Annotated in this window: 14 protein-coding genes; 7 read left to right on the top strand and 7 right to left on the bottom strand. The window is 35.4% G+C overall.

Annotated features, from left to right (window positions below; genetic code table 11):
- Positions 1-124: 124 nt before the first annotated feature.
- Together ACIQ1E_RS01090 and ACIQ1E_RS01095 are read right to left on the bottom strand one after the other, a co-directional pair.
- Positions 125-2,827: a carboxypeptidase-like regulatory domain-containing protein gene (locus ACIQ1E_RS01090; RefSeq protein WP_396167924.1), complete on the bottom strand. Its 2,703-nt coding sequence runs from the start codon at positions 2,825-2,827 to the stop codon at positions 125-127.
- A gap of 44 nt (positions 2,828-2,871) precedes the next feature.
- On the bottom strand, positions 2,872-3,792 hold the full coding sequence (locus ACIQ1E_RS01095; RefSeq protein ID WP_396167926.1) for a GLPGLI family protein: 921 nt from the start codon (positions 3,790-3,792) through the stop codon (positions 2,872-2,874).
- 179 nt (positions 3,793-3,971) lie between these two features.
- On the opposite strand from ACIQ1E_RS01095, the gene ACIQ1E_RS01100 reads away from it, so the two are divergent.
- Together ACIQ1E_RS01100 and ACIQ1E_RS01105 are read left to right on the top strand one after the other, a co-directional pair.
- Positions 3,972-4,766 (top strand): hypothetical protein, encoded by a 795-nt coding sequence (locus ACIQ1E_RS01100; protein WP_396167928.1) that lies wholly within the window; start codon positions 3,972-3,974, stop codon positions 4,764-4,766.
- Positions 4,766-5,380, top strand: coding sequence for a deoxynucleoside kinase (locus ACIQ1E_RS01105; RefSeq protein ID WP_396167929.1), 615 nt, complete (start codon positions 4,766-4,768; stop codon positions 5,378-5,380). Before ACIQ1E_RS01100 ends, ACIQ1E_RS01105 begins: the two co-directional genes overlap by 1 nt.
- Positions 5,381-5,533: 153 nt before the next feature.
- Here ACIQ1E_RS01105 and ACIQ1E_RS01110 read toward each other — a convergent pair whose 3' ends face one another.
- From ACIQ1E_RS01110 to ACIQ1E_RS01120, 3 genes are all read right to left on the bottom strand, one after another.
- Positions 5,534-8,134, bottom strand: coding sequence for a sodium-translocating pyrophosphatase (locus tag ACIQ1E_RS01110; RefSeq protein ID WP_396167930.1), 2,601 nt, complete (start codon positions 8,132-8,134; stop codon positions 5,534-5,536).
- A gap of 134 nt (positions 8,135-8,268) precedes the next feature.
- A complete protein-coding gene (locus tag ACIQ1E_RS01115) occupies positions 8,269-8,796 on the bottom strand; it encodes an inorganic diphosphatase (RefSeq protein ID WP_396167932.1) in 528 nt (175 codons plus the stop codon).
- Between the two features lie 87 nt (positions 8,797-8,883).
- Positions 8,884-9,486 (bottom strand): DNA-3-methyladenine glycosylase family protein, encoded by a 603-nt coding sequence (locus ACIQ1E_RS01120; RefSeq protein ID WP_396167933.1) that lies wholly within the window; start codon positions 9,484-9,486, stop codon positions 8,884-8,886.
- Between the two features lie 617 nt (positions 9,487-10,103).
- On the opposite strand from ACIQ1E_RS01120, the gene ACIQ1E_RS01125 reads away from it, so the two are divergent.
- Both ACIQ1E_RS01125 and ACIQ1E_RS01130 read left to right on the top strand, forming a co-directional pair.
- A complete protein-coding gene (locus ACIQ1E_RS01125; protein ID WP_396167934.1) occupies positions 10,104-10,655 on the top strand; it encodes a hypothetical protein in 552 nt (183 codons plus the stop codon).
- A 17-nt stretch (positions 10,656-10,672) separates the two neighbouring features.
- Complete coding sequence (locus tag ACIQ1E_RS01130; RefSeq protein WP_396167936.1) at positions 10,673-10,945, top strand: hypothetical protein; 273 nt, start codon at positions 10,673-10,675, stop codon at positions 10,943-10,945.
- 128 nt (positions 10,946-11,073) lie between these two features.
- Here the strand turns inward: ACIQ1E_RS01130 and ACIQ1E_RS01135 are convergent, their stop codons facing one another.
- Together ACIQ1E_RS01135 and ACIQ1E_RS01140 are read right to left on the bottom strand one after the other, a co-directional pair.
- A complete protein-coding gene (locus ACIQ1E_RS01135) occupies positions 11,074-13,560 on the bottom strand; it encodes a DUF5686 family protein (protein ID WP_396167937.1) in 2,487 nt (828 codons plus the stop codon).
- Positions 13,561-13,670: 110 nt separating this feature from the next.
- On the bottom strand, positions 13,671-14,648 hold the full coding sequence (locus ACIQ1E_RS01140) for a pyruvate dehydrogenase complex E1 component subunit beta (RefSeq protein WP_396167939.1): 978 nt from the start codon (positions 14,646-14,648) through the stop codon (positions 13,671-13,673).
- 242 nt (positions 14,649-14,890) lie between these two features.
- On the opposite strand from ACIQ1E_RS01140, the gene ACIQ1E_RS01145 reads away from it, so the two are divergent.
- The 3 genes from ACIQ1E_RS01145 (at position 14,891) to ACIQ1E_RS01155 (ending at position 17,464) form a co-directional block, all read left to right on the top strand.
- On the top strand, positions 14,891-15,637 hold the full coding sequence (locus ACIQ1E_RS01145; protein ID WP_396167941.1) for an electron transfer flavoprotein subunit beta/FixA family protein: 747 nt from the start codon (positions 14,891-14,893) through the stop codon (positions 15,635-15,637).
- Between the two features lie 73 nt (positions 15,638-15,710).
- Positions 15,711-16,676, top strand: coding sequence for an electron transfer flavoprotein subunit alpha/FixB family protein (locus ACIQ1E_RS01150; protein WP_396167943.1), 966 nt, complete (start codon positions 15,711-15,713; stop codon positions 16,674-16,676).
- A 164-nt stretch (positions 16,677-16,840) separates the two neighbouring features.
- Complete coding sequence (locus ACIQ1E_RS01155; RefSeq protein WP_396167944.1) at positions 16,841-17,464, top strand: bifunctional nuclease domain-containing protein; 624 nt, start codon at positions 16,841-16,843, stop codon at positions 17,462-17,464.
- Positions 17,465-17,503: the final 39 nt, after the last annotated feature.

A 17,503-nucleotide genomic window follows, 5' to 3' on the forward strand; every position in this document is an offset into this window, starting at 1 on the left:
AAAACCCTGACGACTAAATTTGTCAGGGTTTATTGTTTTTAGCCCAGATAGTAATGGAAACCCTTTGCTGAAAAAAATGTATTTTTCTTGAGTGAAGGTTGTAATGGATAGCTGGATTAAGCTCCTAAATATTATACTTCAAAGAGAAAATCAAATAGCGTGGCTGAACGGTATATTGCGAAGTTCTTGTAGAAAATTGCGAGAAACTGTCGTCGTTGATGGACTTGGTATTCAAGAGATTGGTTCCGCTAAGTTTATACTCAAATTTGCTGTCTTTCTTCTGGTAAATTAGACTTGCACTTAGAAAATCGTACTCGTTATTTACCGTTTTTTCGGTATTGTAATAGTGATAAAATTCATATTCGGCCACGAAAGAAAAGGCGTTCAAAAAGTAATAATCCAATTTTGCAAAGGGTTTGTCGGTATAAAACACATTATCGGCGTAATTATTTATTACAATATTGTAACCTAACTCTAAATTGGGCATATTTTTATAATTCGTCGAGGCCCTCATCGTGTAGCTTTGTGTAAAACTCTCGTTGCTGATATTCACTGTATTTTGTATGTTGTTGAATAAAGACCAATTGATATTTGCCGATAACGAAGCTTTATAATTTCTTAAAAAGGAACGCCCATACGAGCCGCTTCCTGAAAAGGTTTCGTCAGCAAAAGCCGAATTGAATGGCTCCGAAGTTTGATTGACCCCATCGAAAATGGCTGCAGTTTTTATCGCATCGATCCGTTTTGAATAATTCAGAAAGGCGGAAATGTTTTCTAAATTAAACATATTGTATTTGAAATAGCGCAAAGAATGTTGAATATTGGTTGCGTTTTCGAGCATTCGGCTTCCTTTTCGCAAACTATTGTAATTGGAAAATACAAAGCCTTCGGCCAACTGATTGATATCGGTAAAATTATTGGTGTAAGAAAAATTATAAGTTAAGGATTCGGCTTTCTTGATTTGGTAAATGGCCAATAAATCAGGTAAAAAACGGGTGAAACTTTGAGTATAATCACTGCCCCGTTGCGTATCGGTCATATTAAAACTATGAAAGCTCACCCCTGGTGTAAAAGTAAATTTACCTGCTAAAAATTTGTAATGCAATCCTAAAAAAGCATCATTGAATTGGTAACTTACATCGTTTACGTTTACTGGACTATTTAATTCATTGACGGATTTATCGTCAAGAATTTGATACATATTCGAGTTGAAATTTTGGTAAGAATAGGTGTTCCCGAGCGTGATATTTATATTACTTTTGGCGGTTAGCATATAAAAATAGTCGATTTTCGCATCTATTTTATTTGTTTTAACAAAACGATTTTGACTAATATCATTTCTGTTTTGTCCGGGAATATATCCTACCAATTTAAAGGGCTGGCTCTTAAGGTTCGCATTGTAAAAAGGATCTTCTTCTTGGTATAAATGTTGCGCTTCAACTGCAAAAATGTTTTTCTCGCTCAAGGTATAAAACAAACTTAGGTTTTGATTGACCGAAACGGGATCTTGATTTTTAGAAGTATTGATAAGTTCGGTTGTCGAAACAGCATTGACAATAGTTTCCCGTAGTAAAGGGGATTCTTCCTCTTGCTTTGAAATCTTTGTCAAGATATCGTAATCCAATTGAAAATTAGTTGAAGGTTTGTAAAGCGAACTCAATTTGAACATTCCCAAATCACTTTTTTGGTGCGCCGTTTCTTTACGATTTTCTGTAGATTGAATTTCGGAGGAATTGGGCTTTAAAAAATTGGTTTGAGAAATGGTTTCGACATCTGTAATAGAAGATGACATTATTCCAAAACCGCTCAGATTCCAAGCCTTGTTCACATTATAAGAGAAGTTGGCTGCTCCAAATTTGGTCTCAATTTCTTTGGCTCTATCATTCCGCAACAATGAAATACCCGCATCATTAGACGAAACACTAAAAGTAGAGCCCCCCTTTCTATTCAGTCCCCTAAAACCACCTGTCAATTTGAAATAATCTTGAACCGTCAAGGGCAACTCGCCAATATTGTTGAAATTTGTTATCAGATTTATACTGTATTTAGGGCTGTAATAAAACAATTTTGGGTTAGCAACATATCTGAAATCGGTATGACCAACGCCGATTCCACCTGTAACATCTCCAAACCAAAAATTCTTTTTGCCTGATTTCAGTTTGATATTCATCGCTACGTTTTCCTCATTGTTTTCAACGTTTTTAAGAATAGAATTTTCATTAAAATTGCGAAGGACTTGCACTTTATCAATGGCATCGGCTGGAATATTTTTGACGCCAAGTTTGGTATCACCATCAAAAAAGTCTTTTCCTTCGACCATTAATTTGGTCACTTTCTTTCCTTCGACTTCTATTTCCCCATCGGCATTGACTTCGACTCCAGGTAATTTTTTTAGTACATCCTCGAGCTTTCGTTCCGTTCCTGTTTTAAAAGAATCAGCATTGTACACAATAGTATCGCCTTTGATAGAAACGGGCATCTCGCGAATTATTTCGACTCCATCCAACTCCGTGGCACTTTCTTCTAAAGACACATTCTTATTGATTGCCACAGTCGAGGTCACAATTTCGATCTCTTTGCTTTGCATTCCCAGAAAGCTGATTTTAAGATTATAGACCGTATTAGGCTTTAAATTCAAGGAATATTTTCCTTTATCATTGGTAATAGCATAGGAATCCATTGCTTTGGTGGCTGTGTTTACAGCCATCACATTGACCATTTCCAGTGCCACATTTTTAGTGTCTGAAATGACTCCATCTAACTTAACGTTTTGAGCAAAAGACAATGAACTAATAAAGAAAAGGGCAGCTATGAGTAATTTTTTCATCAGAATGTTGGAGTGAATTTTTAGGAAAGTCGTAATAAGCAATTTTAATTTGGTCCGCCCATGCGAATTTGCATTGTTCCATTGCCTCCACGACCTCGATTCATTTCACGAAATTCTTCCATTTTCTTTATCATAATATCATCATATTCCGCTTGAGTAACCACTTTTCCTTTGGTAGATGCTTTGATATCCGCTTTCTCTTTTGGATTTAATACTACTTTCGAACACAAAATAACCGTTTTGCCATCGTTGATTTCTAAAATCAAACCGGGTAATCCCCAATAATTTTCAGGGCCTTGGTTTACTGGAACCTCTGGAGTGTACCAAGCCGTAACCACTTGTTCTTTAGGGATATTCATTTCGTCCATAAAGTTAGTTTTCTTATCAGCATCAGCAGGTTTTGCAGCATCGGTGCTTTTCTTAGCATCTTTATCGTCTGGTTTAGGTCTAAAATTCCTGAAATCCGTCTTACTTACTTGTCTAACTGCAGTAGCTTTGAAACAATTATAACCTCCAATTACTCGGGTTTCCCCTTCCATTTTCCATTTTAAGTTAGGTAACGAATCCTTGATTAAGAATTCCTTCCCCATAAATTCTTTATCGACAGTATAGGCTTTTTCTTTGACGTTTTTGTAATAAGTTCCGCCACCGCCTGCCATTGAGGCCATAAACCGCATTCCTCCACCCGATCCACCTTGAGTTGGCGCATCGAGTTTTTCTTCCTCTTTGTAGATAGATGCCGTTTTGTTAAAATTTAGAATAAATGTTTTTTCGAACATTTTTTTCATTCTCTCCTCGATAGTTTTTTGCATTTCAGGAGTCAGGTCTTTATTTCCAGACAATCGCATTTTCATATCTTCGGTGCTTGTTTTAGATTGGTACACGGCCATTCCTTGAAATTCTTGAGCTTGCAGTCCAAAATAAGAAGTAAGCCAAAACACTAGGGCAAAAATAATTTTGTTCATAAATTTCATGTTTTAAATTTTAAATATCAAATATGACAATTAAAAACTAATATTGTTACATTTAAAATGTTAAGAATATTATAATAAGATCGATAGATTTTAAATAGGTTTAACGTAAATTAGCTTAATTTTTAAAAACCCATAATAATTCCTAATTCCCTGAAATAGAAACCAATCGTATGCCTAAAAAAATAGTATTCCTTTTCATTTTTTTCCAACTTGCTTCATTGTTTGCCCAAGAACAAATCATAGAAGCAAAACAATTGTCATCGCAAAAAACAGATATCGAAGTTTTTGTTGGTTTTGATGGGATGGGAAACTTTTACTACATAAAAAATAATGTTTTTTATAAAAAAAACGAGAAAGAATTATGGCAGTACAAAAATATTGCTTTGGGAAAAATCACTAAAATTGACATTCAAAATCAATTGAAAATCATGTTGTATTATGAAAATTTCAACACCATTATACTTTTAGACAATCAATTGAACGAAACCCAAAAGATAAATTTTTCTGAGAATGAGGTTCCAATACTAGCTTTGGGCGCTGGAATTGCTTCTCAAAATAGGCTTTGGATATTTAATAGTCTCACACAGCAAATTGGTCTTTATGATTTTTTGAAAAACAGTTTTCAATCGATAACCCCTCCTTTTGATGGAAATTTAAAATATTATGAATCCAGTTTTAACATCTTTCAATGGATTGACGATAAAATGAATTGGTATGCAGTGGATGTTTTCGGAAAAATCACAACCATCGGGAAGGCTCCGGAGTTCGACCAAATTCAAGTCGTTTCGAATCAAGAGATTGTATTTTCGAAAAACGGAACCTTGTTTCTACAAGATTTGAAAAAGAATCGAATCTACACGATTGAAAATGTGGATAAATCATTTAAGAAATTCTATTACAAAGACCAAATTTTAGCTATTTTTACCAACCAAGAAATTACAAATTATAAAATCACAATACCATAATGCACATAGCAGTAGCAGGAAACATAGGAGCAGGAAAAACAACATTGACCCGTTTGTTAGCCAAACATTTCAAATGGGAACCTCATTATGAAGATGTGGTTGACAACCCTTATCTCGACGATTTTTATCACCAAATGGAACGTTGGTCGTTTAATTTGCAGATTTATTTCTTAAATAGTCGTTTTCGTCAAGTGATGCAAATTCGAGAAAGTGGTAAAAAAATCATTCAAGATCGAACTATCTATGAAGATGCACATATTTTTGCGCCCAACCTTCACGCTATGGGATTGATGACCAATCGTGATTTCCAAAACTATTCTTCACTATTCGAATTGATGGAATCTACAGTATCTGCTCCTGATATGCTTATTTATTTGCGCAGCTCTATCCCTAATTTGGTGGGACAAATTCACAAACGCGGTCGTGAATATGAAAACACTATTTCTATAGAATACCTTAACAGATTGAACGAACGTTATGAAGCTTGGATTCAAACGTACACCAAAGGAAAATTATTGATTATTGATGTGGACAACATCAATTTTGTGGATAATCCTGAAGATTTAGGGATGATCATTAATAAAATCGATGCTGAACTGAATGGGTTGTTTTAGATTCAACGGATTAAAATCCGTTGCTATAATATGAAATGTTCCCATGGAACTTGAACCTTTCGCAAGCGTATGGATGGACTTTAGTTCAGTTATAATAATAAAAAATGTCCCGAAAATTCGGGACATTTTTTTGTAAAATTCAAACTAAAATAACTATTTCAAAGCTTCAACTTTCGCTTTTACTTCTTCCAATGAACCTTCAAAAACCTGAACGTTTTCATTCCCTTTTTCGGTAGTTGTAACAGTAGCTTTTGCCTGTCCTTCCTTTGTTTTAATCATTTCAACCTTAATCTGTTTTTTGCTTACAGCGTCAGTGTTAAAACAAGAAGTTTTCTTTGCGCAACATTCTTTTTTTCCTTTTGCTCCATCATACTTGCCATTTTCATCAAAACTTGACAAACACATTTCTTTTTGCTCAGGAGTACATCCGTTTTCGTCACACATTTTAGCACACTCGTCTTTGGTCATTGTGGCACATTTAGACATATCGCATTTGCCCATCATTTTTCCTTCAGCGCAAGATGATTTCATTTCTGTTGTGCATTTCATTCCTTGGCTGTGAGAAGCGCTTCCATTTCCTAAAATTGGAGCAATTACTAATCCAATTAGACAAGTCAATTTAATCAAAATATTCATTGACGGTCCAGAAGTATCTTTGAATGGATCTCCAACAGTATCACCAGTTACAGCCGCTTTATGAGCATCAGAACCTTTGAAGCTCATTAATCCGTCAACTAGAACTCCTGCTTCGAAAGATTTTTTAGCATTATCCCAAGCTCCACCAGCATTGTTTTGGAAAATAGCCCAAACCACACCTGAAACAGTAACACCAGCCATATAACCTCCAAGCATTTCAGCTACCATTGCATTGGCATTGGCATCACCCATATACACCAATTTTCCCAACAGTACGATCGCGATTGGAAAACCAATGGTCAAAACTCCTGGCAACATCATTTCGTGCAAAGCGGCTTTTGTCGAAATATCAACACATTTTGCATATTCTGGTTTTCCAGTTCCTTCCATAATTCCCGGAATCTCTCTAAACTGACGACGCACTTCGTGCACCATATCCATCGCAGCTTTCCCAACTGAATTCATCACTAAAGCGGAGAAAACTACTGGTATCATAGCACCCACAAATAACATTGATAATACTGGTGCTTTGAAAATATTGATTCCGTCAATTCCTGTAAAAGTAACATAAGCTGCAAATAACCCCAAAGAAGTCATTGCCGCCGAGGCAATAGCAAATCCTTTTCCTGTTGCTGCAGTTGTATTTCCAACAGAATCCAAAATGTCAGTTCTAGAACGAACTTCTTTTGGCAATTCGCTCATTTCTGCAATTCCACCGGCATTATCCGATATTGGACCGAAAGCATCAATTGCTAATTGCATCGCCGTTGTAGCCATCATCGCAGAAGCAGCAAGTGCTACGCCATAAAAACCAGCAAAGGAATACGATATCCAAATGGCCGCAGCTAAAACAATCACTTTTGGAAAAGTTGAAATCATTCCTGTTGACAAACCAGCAATAATATTGGTTCCTGCTCCAGTTGACGATTTTGCAACAATAGCCAAAACTGGTTTTGTTCCCAATCCAGTATAATATTCGGTAACAGATGAAATAATTGCTCCCACTACTAATCCTACCATCGAAGCATAAAAAACTCGCATAGAAGAAATTTCTTTTAAACCTTCTCCAAAGAAATTCATTTTCATAGTTTCAGGTAGCATATATTTAATTAAAACAAAACATGCTACAGCAGTCAACGCGATTGAAATCCAGTTTCCAATATTTAATGCCTTTTGCACTTCGGCCTCCTTTGCATTATTATCCGAAATTTTCACCAACATTGTTCCTATAATCGAAGCAACTATTCCGAAGCCTGCAATAGCCATAGGTAATAAAATTGGACCAATTCCGCCAAAAGCATCTTCAATGTCGCCCCCCATGTCTTTTATTACATAGTTACCCAGTACCATTGTAGCAAGGACTGTTGCAACATAAGAACCAAATAAATCCGCTCCCATTCCAGCTACATCTCCTACGTTATCACCAACATTGTCAGCAATTGTCGCAGGATTACGAGGGTCATCTTCAGGGATTCCCGCTTCAACTTTACCCACTAAATCAGCTCCAACATCGGCAGCTTTGGTATAAATTCCTCCACCAACACGAGCAAACAAAGCAATAGATTCCGCTCCAAGAGAAAAACCCGCTAAGGTTTCAAGTACAACCGTCATTTGTTCTGTTGATGTCCAAACACCATCCATGAAAAAATAATATAGTATAATAAAGAATCCCGTTAATCCTAAAACTGCTAATCCAGCAACGCCAAGTCCCATAACGGTTCCGCCTCCAAAAGAAACTTTCAGTGCTTGTGGCAAACTTGTTCGAGCAGCTTGCGTGGTTCTAACGTTTGTTTTTGTTGCTATTTTCATTCCTAAATTTCCAGCTAAAGCCGAGAAAATTGCTCCAAAAATAAACGCAACCACAATCAATAAATGAGAGGAATTACCTGGTAAAAATGTTAGTCCAGCTAAAACAATACTAGCAACAATAACAAATACAGTCATCAATTTGTATTCTGCATTCAAAAAAGCCAAAGCCCCTTCGTGGATATATTCTGAAATGGCTGCCATCTTACCATCTCCGGCATCTTGTTTTAAAACCCAGGCTCTTTTAATACCCATAAAAACCAATCCTACTAATGCCATTATTAAAGGCAAGTAAATCATAATTGTGTTCATAAAAATAAATTTAATTTAATTTTCAGGTTAGCGAAATTACTATGTTTCGATGCAAACGTACTATATTGAAACTAATAAAGCAATACTCAAATGCATAAATATTGCTTTATCGGAATTTTTTTTGTAATAATTTATTAAATCTTGAATAAATCTTCTGGTTTATTCTCAAGTTGATTAAAACGTTCGGTACATTCATCTATAATAGCTAATGCCTGACTCAAATCGCCCCAACCTTCAACATCGACAATTTTATGCTCAAGATCTTTATATACTTGGAAGAAATGTTCGATTTCTTTCAATAAGTGGTCATTTATATCTGATAAATCATTCAAGGAATTCCAAATTGGATCTGAAACGGGTACGCATATAATTTTTTCATCTGGCCCTTTATCATCTGCCATATGGAAAACACCAATTGGCTTTACTTCCATCACACAACCCGGAAAAGTAGGCTCGTTGATGAGTACTAAAACGTCTAGCGGATCTCCGTCTAAAGCCAATGTTTGTGGGATAAATCCATAATCAGCTGGATACATCATCGAAGAAAACAACATTCTATCAAATCGTATTCGCTTCAATTTGAAATCGTATTCATACTTATTTCTACTTCCTCTTGGTATCTCTATAAGAACATCAAAAGATTTGTATTTTTCTCTTACCATTTTTGTTTTTTGTTATTTAGTAGCGCAAAAATAAGCAAACAATCTTCTTTTACAATATAAATATGGCATATTCCGCAGACTACCATCTTAATAAACAACTTTCCGGTTCCTTTTTCTTAAATAATAATGCCACAGAAGATAAGTTGCTACCGATTTATGTGGACTCCATTTTGACACATAATTTTCCATTTCTTGTTTGTCATGAATATCGAGCAACTCTTTGATGGTGTTTATGACCGCGATATCACCCAGCGGAATGATGTCTGGAGCTTGGAGTGAAAACATCAAATAGATATCGATGGTCCAGTTACCAATGCCTTTGATTTTGATTAATTCCTCTCGAACTTCCTCAGCCGATTTGGTTGCCAGACTTTCTAAATCAATGTGATTGTTGATTATCGAAAGGGACAAAGCCTTTATGTAAGTAGTTTTTTGACGGCTTACACCAAGACCACGAAACTCCTCGTCCGAAAAAGAAAGTAGCGATTCTGGAATAAAATTGGGTTGTTTAGCTTTTAATTTTAAAAAAGTAGCTTTGGCCGAATCTATGGAAACTTGCTGTTCGAGGATTAATAACACTAAAGTTTCAAATCCTTGTGGCCGTTTTGGAATGGTTGGCAAACCATATTTTTCGACAATGAGTTTGAAAATGGGATCTGTTTCTGAAAGATATTTGATGGCTTTTTCCATACTAAAAATAAATTTTGACGCTCGGGACGAAAGTTATAAGGTCATTGTGTAATACCGATTTCAAAAATACATCTTAAAATAGATGATACGCGGTAAAATAGGTGAAAAATGGCGAGCACGCGATAGCTTTCTTTGTGCTTTTGCATGCATTTCATCGAGGAACCTAGTGATTTCAAAGCCTCACAAAGGTAAAAATTAGGCTCAAAATAAGCACTATTTTCATAGAAAAATTGAAAGCACTTTCTTATATTTGAATACCCCAATTTACACAATATGACCACAATTTTACTATTTGTGCGCTCAACTACCGGCGCGATTAATTATTGTAGCTTATCGTTTGTGCGAAGGAACACTAACTTCCATAAACCGAAAAATTTTAAAAATATAATTCTATTTATGCCATAAGCAGCTTCGTTTTTATTATACTGTTTTTGATGATGAAAATTCAAAACAACTATAAAAATCCTAAAAAAAACAAACAACGTGAATTAAAAACAAAAAAAGAGAGAAAGCCACCGCGGTATGTGGTTGCACTCGAAGCAAAAAAAATATTTACAAATGTTTATTAAACATTGAAATAATATAAAAAAAATAATAATTTAAAAACACAACTAAGAATGATGAAAATTTTAAAAACAACTGCAAGCTTTATTTTGCTTTGCACAATAACCGCTAATGCCCAAGTCACAAAAGGAAATTGGATGGTGGGGGGAAATGCTAATTTTAGTAGTTCAAAAAGCGAAAGTACTTTTAATAACGATACTGTCATAACTAAAGGAAGCGCTCTCGCTATTTCGCCAACGTTAGGGTATTTCATAATCGATAAACTCGCGCTTGGTTTAGGTGGTTCCTTTGTATTATCATTACCAACTGGCGGCAGTTCAAGTAACGGTTACGGCTTTGGCCCATTTGCTCGATACTATTTCTTAAAACCAGAAAAAACTATAAATATATTAACACAAATTAGTTATGGTTATTTTAAAAATAGTAGTGGTAGTGATGGGGATAATTTTTCTATCAAAGCGGGTCCAGTAGTCTATTTTAATAGTAGTGTAGGCTTAGAGTTTCTGGTAGATTATACAGTTAATACTTATAATAATCAAGATGTTACAAGTAAAACAAGTGGAATAAATGTTGGTTTCGGTCTACAAATTCATTTAGAAAAATAATTTAAACACTTATAAAAATGAAAAAAACAATAGTTCTATCTATTTTATTGTTACTTTCTATAAGCAACAAATCTTCTGCACAGGCAACAATTACAATACAATCGTTGCAATATACAAACAATGGACAGTCGACCGTTGCTGCAGCTAGTTGTGGTACTATTGATTTACAAAGTAGTACTAGTACTTCAATCAATTTTGGAATAAAATTATCAAAACCATTTAATCAGATATTTGGGTTAAGTGATTTGTTTGTTTACACCAAAAAATCCGATCGCTCGGACATGCCCTAAATATCATCATGTAGATAGCACAGAATTGCATTCTGTGCCCACAAACAAGAGCAGACAAAACAAAATGCTACATCCTAAAAAATGTAGTTTTTTAAAAGAAAGCTTGTGATGTACAGCAGGATTGACTTCTAAAAATAAAACCCAAAAGAGATTTTAACGGCAAATTTATTGGCATCAGGCATCTCTAAATAGCTGCCTCTCCAGGAAAAATCAACTCGCAATAATTTGAAAATATTGCCTACGCCCGCACTGTATTCCCAATATACCTTGTCCGGTGCATTATAGGTTAACCCGGACGCGTTTATGATTCTATTATCGTCTGAAACCGTTCCGTAAACCGATCTAAAACCAAGGTTTTCGCGCCAATTGAGTTTTCTCATAAATGGAATTCGGGCAAAAAACCGTCCGTGAAAATCATGATCCCATTTGAAAGTTACATATTGATCGGTAACAAATTCGTAAAATTGCAGATTATTAAAGGTATTGGCAATATTGAAAATGGACTGATTTCCTGGAACAACACTCATCAAACCAAGGGGAACAAAACCGAACGTTTTTCCTGCCTCGATAGTCATATCGGACCGTCCCAATGGGCCGATGATTATAGGTTGTTTGTAATATAATTGCAATTTTTTGTAATTGAAATCACTTGAAAATAAGTTTTTGAAACCCTGACTGTAGGTCACCCATATAGTTGTAAAAGGGCTATCGGCATTGTACCTTTCTACGCCAAAAGCCACTGGAATCCTCTTGGGAGTATATTCGACTTGGAAATTCACTTCCGATTGTTTGACCTGACTTTGAATTTTGGTTTGAGTTAGATCGGTATAATAATCCAAGCTAAATTCTGGCGAAGCCGAAATTAAAGTCCGATAAGAAACACCTGTGAAAAAAGTTAAGTTCTTTATGGGTTCCATTTCAAATTCAATATTACTCAAATTGACATTGGTCAATTTATTATTGCTACCCACAACTATCAAGGCCGACGAAGCAAAACTTCGCCCAACAATATCATTGGTTGTGGTAAGGGAGGCGCCCATTTGTTCTATATCACGGCGATTTCCCGCAGAAATTATGAAGCGATTTTTAGGATTCAGCATCCATTTTCCGGTTAGTCCATATTTGAACTTATCGTCTTTGAATCCGTATGCGAGATAGCCTTGCACTCGCCAAGGGTCGTTAGGCCCAAAATAGGTTCTAGCTCCTGCTCTTAAACGCAATCCTTCGACGGAATTTTGTCCAATTACGGAATAAATTGGTCCATAATCCAATTCACCTAAATGAATGTAGCCGCTATCAATGATTTCGACCAAACTATACAATTGCTGGAATTTTTTAACCGTCTGCAATGTATCAAGCATTTTATAGACACCTTTTTCGTCTTTGGTGAGGCTTTCGAATCGATTTTCTTCCCAATATTCATCGGATTTATTATACACGTCTTTGTCCATGTAGTTTACCTCCTCTCGATAAAATTTCTCAGGCTTTGGAATATTGAATTTATGGTCTCTGTAAAATGAAGTTCGTTTCCCATATACTCCTTTCGAATCTTCTTTCTTGTTCAGAGCGAAATCAGTCATCATATAATCTTTGGTCATCAGAAAAATGGAGTCGTTCATCACCTCAAATTCCTGTTCGATATAGATGTCTTTTACCCAGTTGATATTGGCACTTCGGGTAGCTGCCATATTAATTTTTTTAATAGCATAGGTGGTATCGCTCACCCAAAAATCACCTTTGAAAGTCAGTTCGTTTTTGCGTCGGGGGTAGAATACAATGTTAAAGCACCTTTTGTTATCGATGTATGCGGTGTCTCTTAAAATATAATTGTACACATCGATTCCTGTTGTCGAAAGCGGACTAGTGAAACTTTTATCGAAAAAATTGAGGTGATTGTCGTAAATATCAAAATCGCTGTATAAATCATTTACAAAAGCCAAAATCTGCTGATTGCCATTGAATCCCGAGGTTTTATTTGCTTTTGTTTTTTCTTTTAACTTTTTTAATTTGTTATCCCCATAGACATCTACCAAAGCTTCGTTTATAAAAATCGGCAAGTAGGTTTTTCCGGTGATCTTCGAAGTATCGACGTGCTTGAAAATAAATTCCATCCCTTTGAACAAATTGTTTTTCATATAAACACTATCAATACTGTTCATATCAAACTCAATTTTTTCATATTTCTCCATTTGGTATTGGTCAAACATATTCAAACCATTTTTACGTCTTCGTTCCCAAATTTTTCGCAAAATATCTAAGGCTGGATTGTTTTTTTTGGAGGTTTTCCCTTTGAAGATGACCACTTCACTTAAAGCCTCTATTTCCTTTAATTGAATTTTTACATTATAATTACTGGCTTTTTCCAACTCAATTTCTCGATCCGAATAACCAACAGAATTGATAATAACAGTTTTATATGTTTTTCTGGATTCTAAATAAAATACGCCGTCTTCACTAGACACAACACCTTCGCTTGAGTTTTTGAAGGCAACATTGGCAAAAGGAATGGGCTTGTTCAGCTTATCTAAAATCACACCGCTTACTTTAGTTTGTGAAAATACAGTGCTAGTAAAAGCAAATATTAAAAACAGCAGTAACAAAAAATTCTTGTTCATAATTTAAAAAAAAACTTCATCAAATTTTAAGTTCTGATGAAGTTTCAAATATAGTTGATTTCTTATACTAGATTGGTTTAATACTCTAATATTCCGAAAAGTTTAACAGCTTATTTATACATAACTTTTTTTACTGCTTTGATAACATCTTCCGAATTTGGCAACCACTCTTTTAGCAAAACTGGAGAATAAGGTGCTGGGGTATCAGCAGTAGTAATACGTTGAATTGGCGCATCAAGGAAGTCGAAAGCTTGCTCTTGAACAATATAAGTGATTTCAGATGAAATACTAGCAAACGGCCAAGCTTCCTCAAGAATAACTAATCTATTTGTTTTTCTAACTGAAGTAAGGATTGCTTCATTATCCATCGGACGAACAGTTCTCAAATCGATAATCTCACAAGAAATTCCTTCTTTCGCTAACTCATCTGCAGCGATATACGCTTCTTTAATAATTTTACCAAAAGAAACGATAGTCACATCAGTACCTGCTCTTTTTATATCTGCAACACCTATCGGAATAGTATATTCTCCTTCTGGAACTTCACCCTTATCACCATACATTTGCTCCGATTCCATAAAAATTACTGGATCATTATCGCGGATAGCCGATTTCAAAAGTCCTTTTGCATCGTAAACATTTGAAGGAACAACTACCTTAAGACCTGGTGTATTCGCAAACCAATTTTCAATTGCTTGGGAGTGAGTTGCGCCTAACTGACCCGCAGAAGCAGTTGGCCCACGGAAAACGATAGGAATATTAAATTGTCCTCCTGTCATTTGACGCATCTTGGCAGCATTATTTATAATTTGATCTATTCCTACTAAACAAAAATTGAAAGTCATATACTCAACAATTGGTCTGCATCCATTCATTGCAGAACCTACAGCGATTCCGGTAAAACCAAGCTCAGCGATCGGAGTATCAATAACTCGTTTTTCGCCAAATTCAGCAAGCATTCCCTTAGATGCTTTGTAGGCACCATTGTATTCAGCTACTTCTTCCCCCATTAAGTATATTGACTCATCGCGACGCATTTCTTCGCTCATTGCCTCACAAATGGCTTCTCTAAATTGTATCGTTCTCATAGTTTTCATAAATGTTCTGTAAATTTCGAAACGCAAAAATAATTATTTTATATCACTTTAAAGCATAAAATAAGTTTAAAATGTTAATGCCATTTATCTATTTCATCCGGTTAAGAATTATTAAAAATTTTGAAAGCTGTACGAAAACGATATAATTAATAAAAACATTATGCGTGCATAGTATATTATTCAAATTAATATTATAATTTTGTGCAACAATTTTAGAAATTTAAACCGTAGTTATGAAAATATTAGTTTGCATCAGCCACGTTCCTGATACTACTTCAAAAATCAATTTTACCAGCGACGATTCGCAATTTGACACCAATGGAGTGCAATTTGTTATTAATCCAAATGATGAATTTGGGCTAACTCGTGCCATCTGGCTCCAAGAACAACAAGGAGCAACCGTTACCGTTGTTAATGTTGGAGGAGCAGACACAGAACCAACTTTGCGAAAAGCTTTAGCAATTGGTGCAAATGACGCCATTCGCGTAAATGCTAATCCAACCGACAGTTTTTTTGTAGCAAAACAACTTGCCGAAGTAATTAAAAATGGTGGATATGACCTAGTAATTGCCGGTAAAGAATCTTTAGATTACAATGGCGGAATGGTTCCTGGAATGGTTGCAGGGATTCTTGGATATAATTTTATAAATTCTTGTACAGAATTAACTATCGAAGGAACAAATGCAAAAGCAGTCCGTGAAATTGACGGTGGAAGAGAAAAAGTTTCAACCAGTTTACCTTTAATAGTAGGTGGTCAAAAAGGATTGGTCGAAGAAAAAGACTTGCGTATTCCGAATATGAGAGGAATTATGACTGCTAGAACTAAAACCTTAACGGTTGTAGAGGCAGTGGATGCAGCAATAGCTACAAAAGCCGTGAAATTTGAAAAACCAGCGCCAAAATCGGCAGTAAAATTAGTTGCTGCAGATAACTTAGATGAATTAATCAATTTATTACACAACGAAGCGAAAGTTATATAGTAATCAGTGTTCAGTGTCTAGTATTCAGTGTGCAACTCGAAACTTTAAACCTGAAACTTTAAACAAAAAATTTATGTCAATATTAATATACGCAGAATCTGCCGAAGGAAAATTCAAAAAAATCGCATTCGAATTGGCTTCGTATGCAAAAAAAGTGGCTGATTCCATAGGAACAACTGTAACTGCAGTTACCATAAATACAGATGATGTTTCAGAATTATCAAAGTATGGTGTTGATAAAGTACTAAAAATTAGCAACGACAAACTAGCTTTGTTTTCAGCTAAGGCTTATGCTGATGTCATCAAACAAGCGGCTCAAAAAGAAAATGCCAAACTAGTCGTTTTATCTTCGACAACTGACAGCATCTACCTTGCTCCTCTTGTTGCTGTTTCACTCGAAGCTGGACTTGCTTCAAATGTTGTTGGGCTCCCTTTGAGCACTACTCCTTTTCAAGTGAGAAGAACCGCTTTTTCGAACAAAGCTTTCAATATTACCGAAATTAGTAGTGATTTGAAAATTATAGGCTTAGCTAAGAATTCCTATGGTATTTTCGAAAACACTTCAAGTTTAACGACTGAAGATTTTAACCCTTCTGTTGGCGAAAATGATTTTGGAATAAAAGTAGAATCGGTTGAAAAAGGTTCTGGAAAAGTTTCAATTGCCGATGCAGATATTGTGGTTTCGGCTGGACGTGGATTGAAAGGCCCAGAAAACTGGGGAATGATCGAAGAACTAGCTGAAGTACTTGGAGCGGCAACCGCTTGCTCGAAACCTGTATCTGATTTAGATTGGAGACCTCATTCAGAACACGTAGGACAAACTGGAAAACCGGTTGCTTCTAATTTGTATATCGCTGTTGGGATTTCAGGAGCAATCCAACATATCGCTGGGATTAACTCTTCAAAAGTAAAAGTGGTTATCAATACTGATGCTGAAGCTCCATTTTTCAAAGTAGCCGATTACGGAATTGTAGGAGATGCATTTGATGTTGTGCCAAGATTAATAGAAAAACTAAAAGCCTTCAAAGCACAGAATTAAAAAAAATAGAATTCTCACTTCAAAATAGCTGCCTAAAAATAAGATAATCGTATCTTTGCTTTAGGTAGCTTTTTAGTTCCACATTTTTTGATTAAAATTGCACACTATTTTAATTAAAAATAATTATTTATAAACAAGCACGATCTGCTTTTTCAATTAAAAAAATGAGCTTAGTTAAATTATCCATCAAAGGAATATCCTATAGTCAAACCCAAAACGGAGCTTATGCCTTGATATTGAACGAAGTCGACGGAGATAGAAAATTACCCATTGTGATAGGCGCTTTCGAAGCTCAATCCATTGCAATTGCGCTTGAAAAAGAAATCAAACCTCCTCGTCCTTTGACTCACGATTTATTCAAAAATTTTGCGGATCGATTTGATATCGTTGTCAAACAAATCATAATCCACAAGTTGGTAGATGGTGTTTTTTACTCGAGTATCATTTGCGAAAGAGATAAAATCGAAGAAATAATTGATGCTCGAACTTCAGATGCTATTGCCTTGGCTTTGCGTTTTAATGCTCCTATTTTTACCTACAAAAACATTCTTGACAAAGCCGGTATATTCTTAAAAGCAAATCCTTTGAATCCAGAAAAAGATTCTCAAGAAATTGACGATGCCCTTTCTAATCCAGAAACCTTTAGACAAGAAGAAGAAAGCAATCAATCAGGGGATTTATATTCAAAACATAGTTTAGAACAATTGAATGAATTATTGGATCAAGCTGTTCAAAACGAAGACTACGAAAAAGCAGCAAAAATAAGAGACGAAATTTCAAAAAGATAGTTTTAGAAGTGGGAAGTCAGAAGTGGGAAGTTGGAAGTA

The sequence above is a fragment of the Flavobacterium sp. genome (assembly GCF_044348915.1).
Classification (GTDB): domain Bacteria; phylum Bacteroidota; class Bacteroidia; order Flavobacteriales; family Flavobacteriaceae; genus Flavobacterium.

Coding starts and splice junctions, on each gene's coding strand:
- ACIQ1E_RS01090 (WP_396167924.1), bottom strand. CDS start 2,827: ATGAAAAAATTACTCATAGCTGCCCTTTTCTTTATTAGTTCATTGTCT.
- ACIQ1E_RS01095 (WP_396167926.1), bottom strand. CDS start 3,792: ATGAACAAAATTATTTTTGCCCTAGTGTTTTGGCTTACTTCTTATTTT.
- ACIQ1E_RS01100 (WP_396167928.1), top strand. CDS start 3,972: ATGCCTAAAAAAATAGTATTCCTTTTCATTTTTTTCCAACTTGCTTCA.
- ACIQ1E_RS01105 (WP_396167929.1), top strand. CDS start 4,766: ATGCACATAGCAGTAGCAGGAAACATAGGAGCAGGAAAAACAACATTG.
- ACIQ1E_RS01110 (WP_396167930.1), bottom strand. CDS start 8,134: ATGAACACAATTATGATTTACTTGCCTTTAATAATGGCATTAGTAGGA.
- ACIQ1E_RS01115 (WP_396167932.1), bottom strand. CDS start 8,796: ATGGTAAGAGAAAAATACAAATCTTTTGATGTTCTTATAGAGATACCA.
- ACIQ1E_RS01120 (WP_396167933.1), bottom strand. CDS start 9,486: ATGGAAAAAGCCATCAAATATCTTTCAGAAACAGATCCCATTTTCAAA.
- ACIQ1E_RS01125 (WP_396167934.1), top strand. CDS start 10,104: ATGATGAAAATTTTAAAAACAACTGCAAGCTTTATTTTGCTTTGCACA.
- ACIQ1E_RS01130 (WP_396167936.1), top strand. CDS start 10,673: ATGAAAAAAACAATAGTTCTATCTATTTTATTGTTACTTTCTATAAGC.
- ACIQ1E_RS01135 (WP_396167937.1), bottom strand. CDS start 13,560: ATGAACAAGAATTTTTTGTTACTGCTGTTTTTAATATTTGCTTTTACT.
- ACIQ1E_RS01140 (WP_396167939.1), bottom strand. CDS start 14,648: ATGAGAACGATACAATTTAGAGAAGCCATTTGTGAGGCAATGAGCGAA.
- ACIQ1E_RS01145 (WP_396167941.1), top strand. CDS start 14,891: ATGAAAATATTAGTTTGCATCAGCCACGTTCCTGATACTACTTCAAAA.
- ACIQ1E_RS01150 (WP_396167943.1), top strand. CDS start 15,711: ATGTCAATATTAATATACGCAGAATCTGCCGAAGGAAAATTCAAAAAA.
- ACIQ1E_RS01155 (WP_396167944.1), top strand. CDS start 16,841: ATGAGCTTAGTTAAATTATCCATCAAAGGAATATCCTATAGTCAAACC.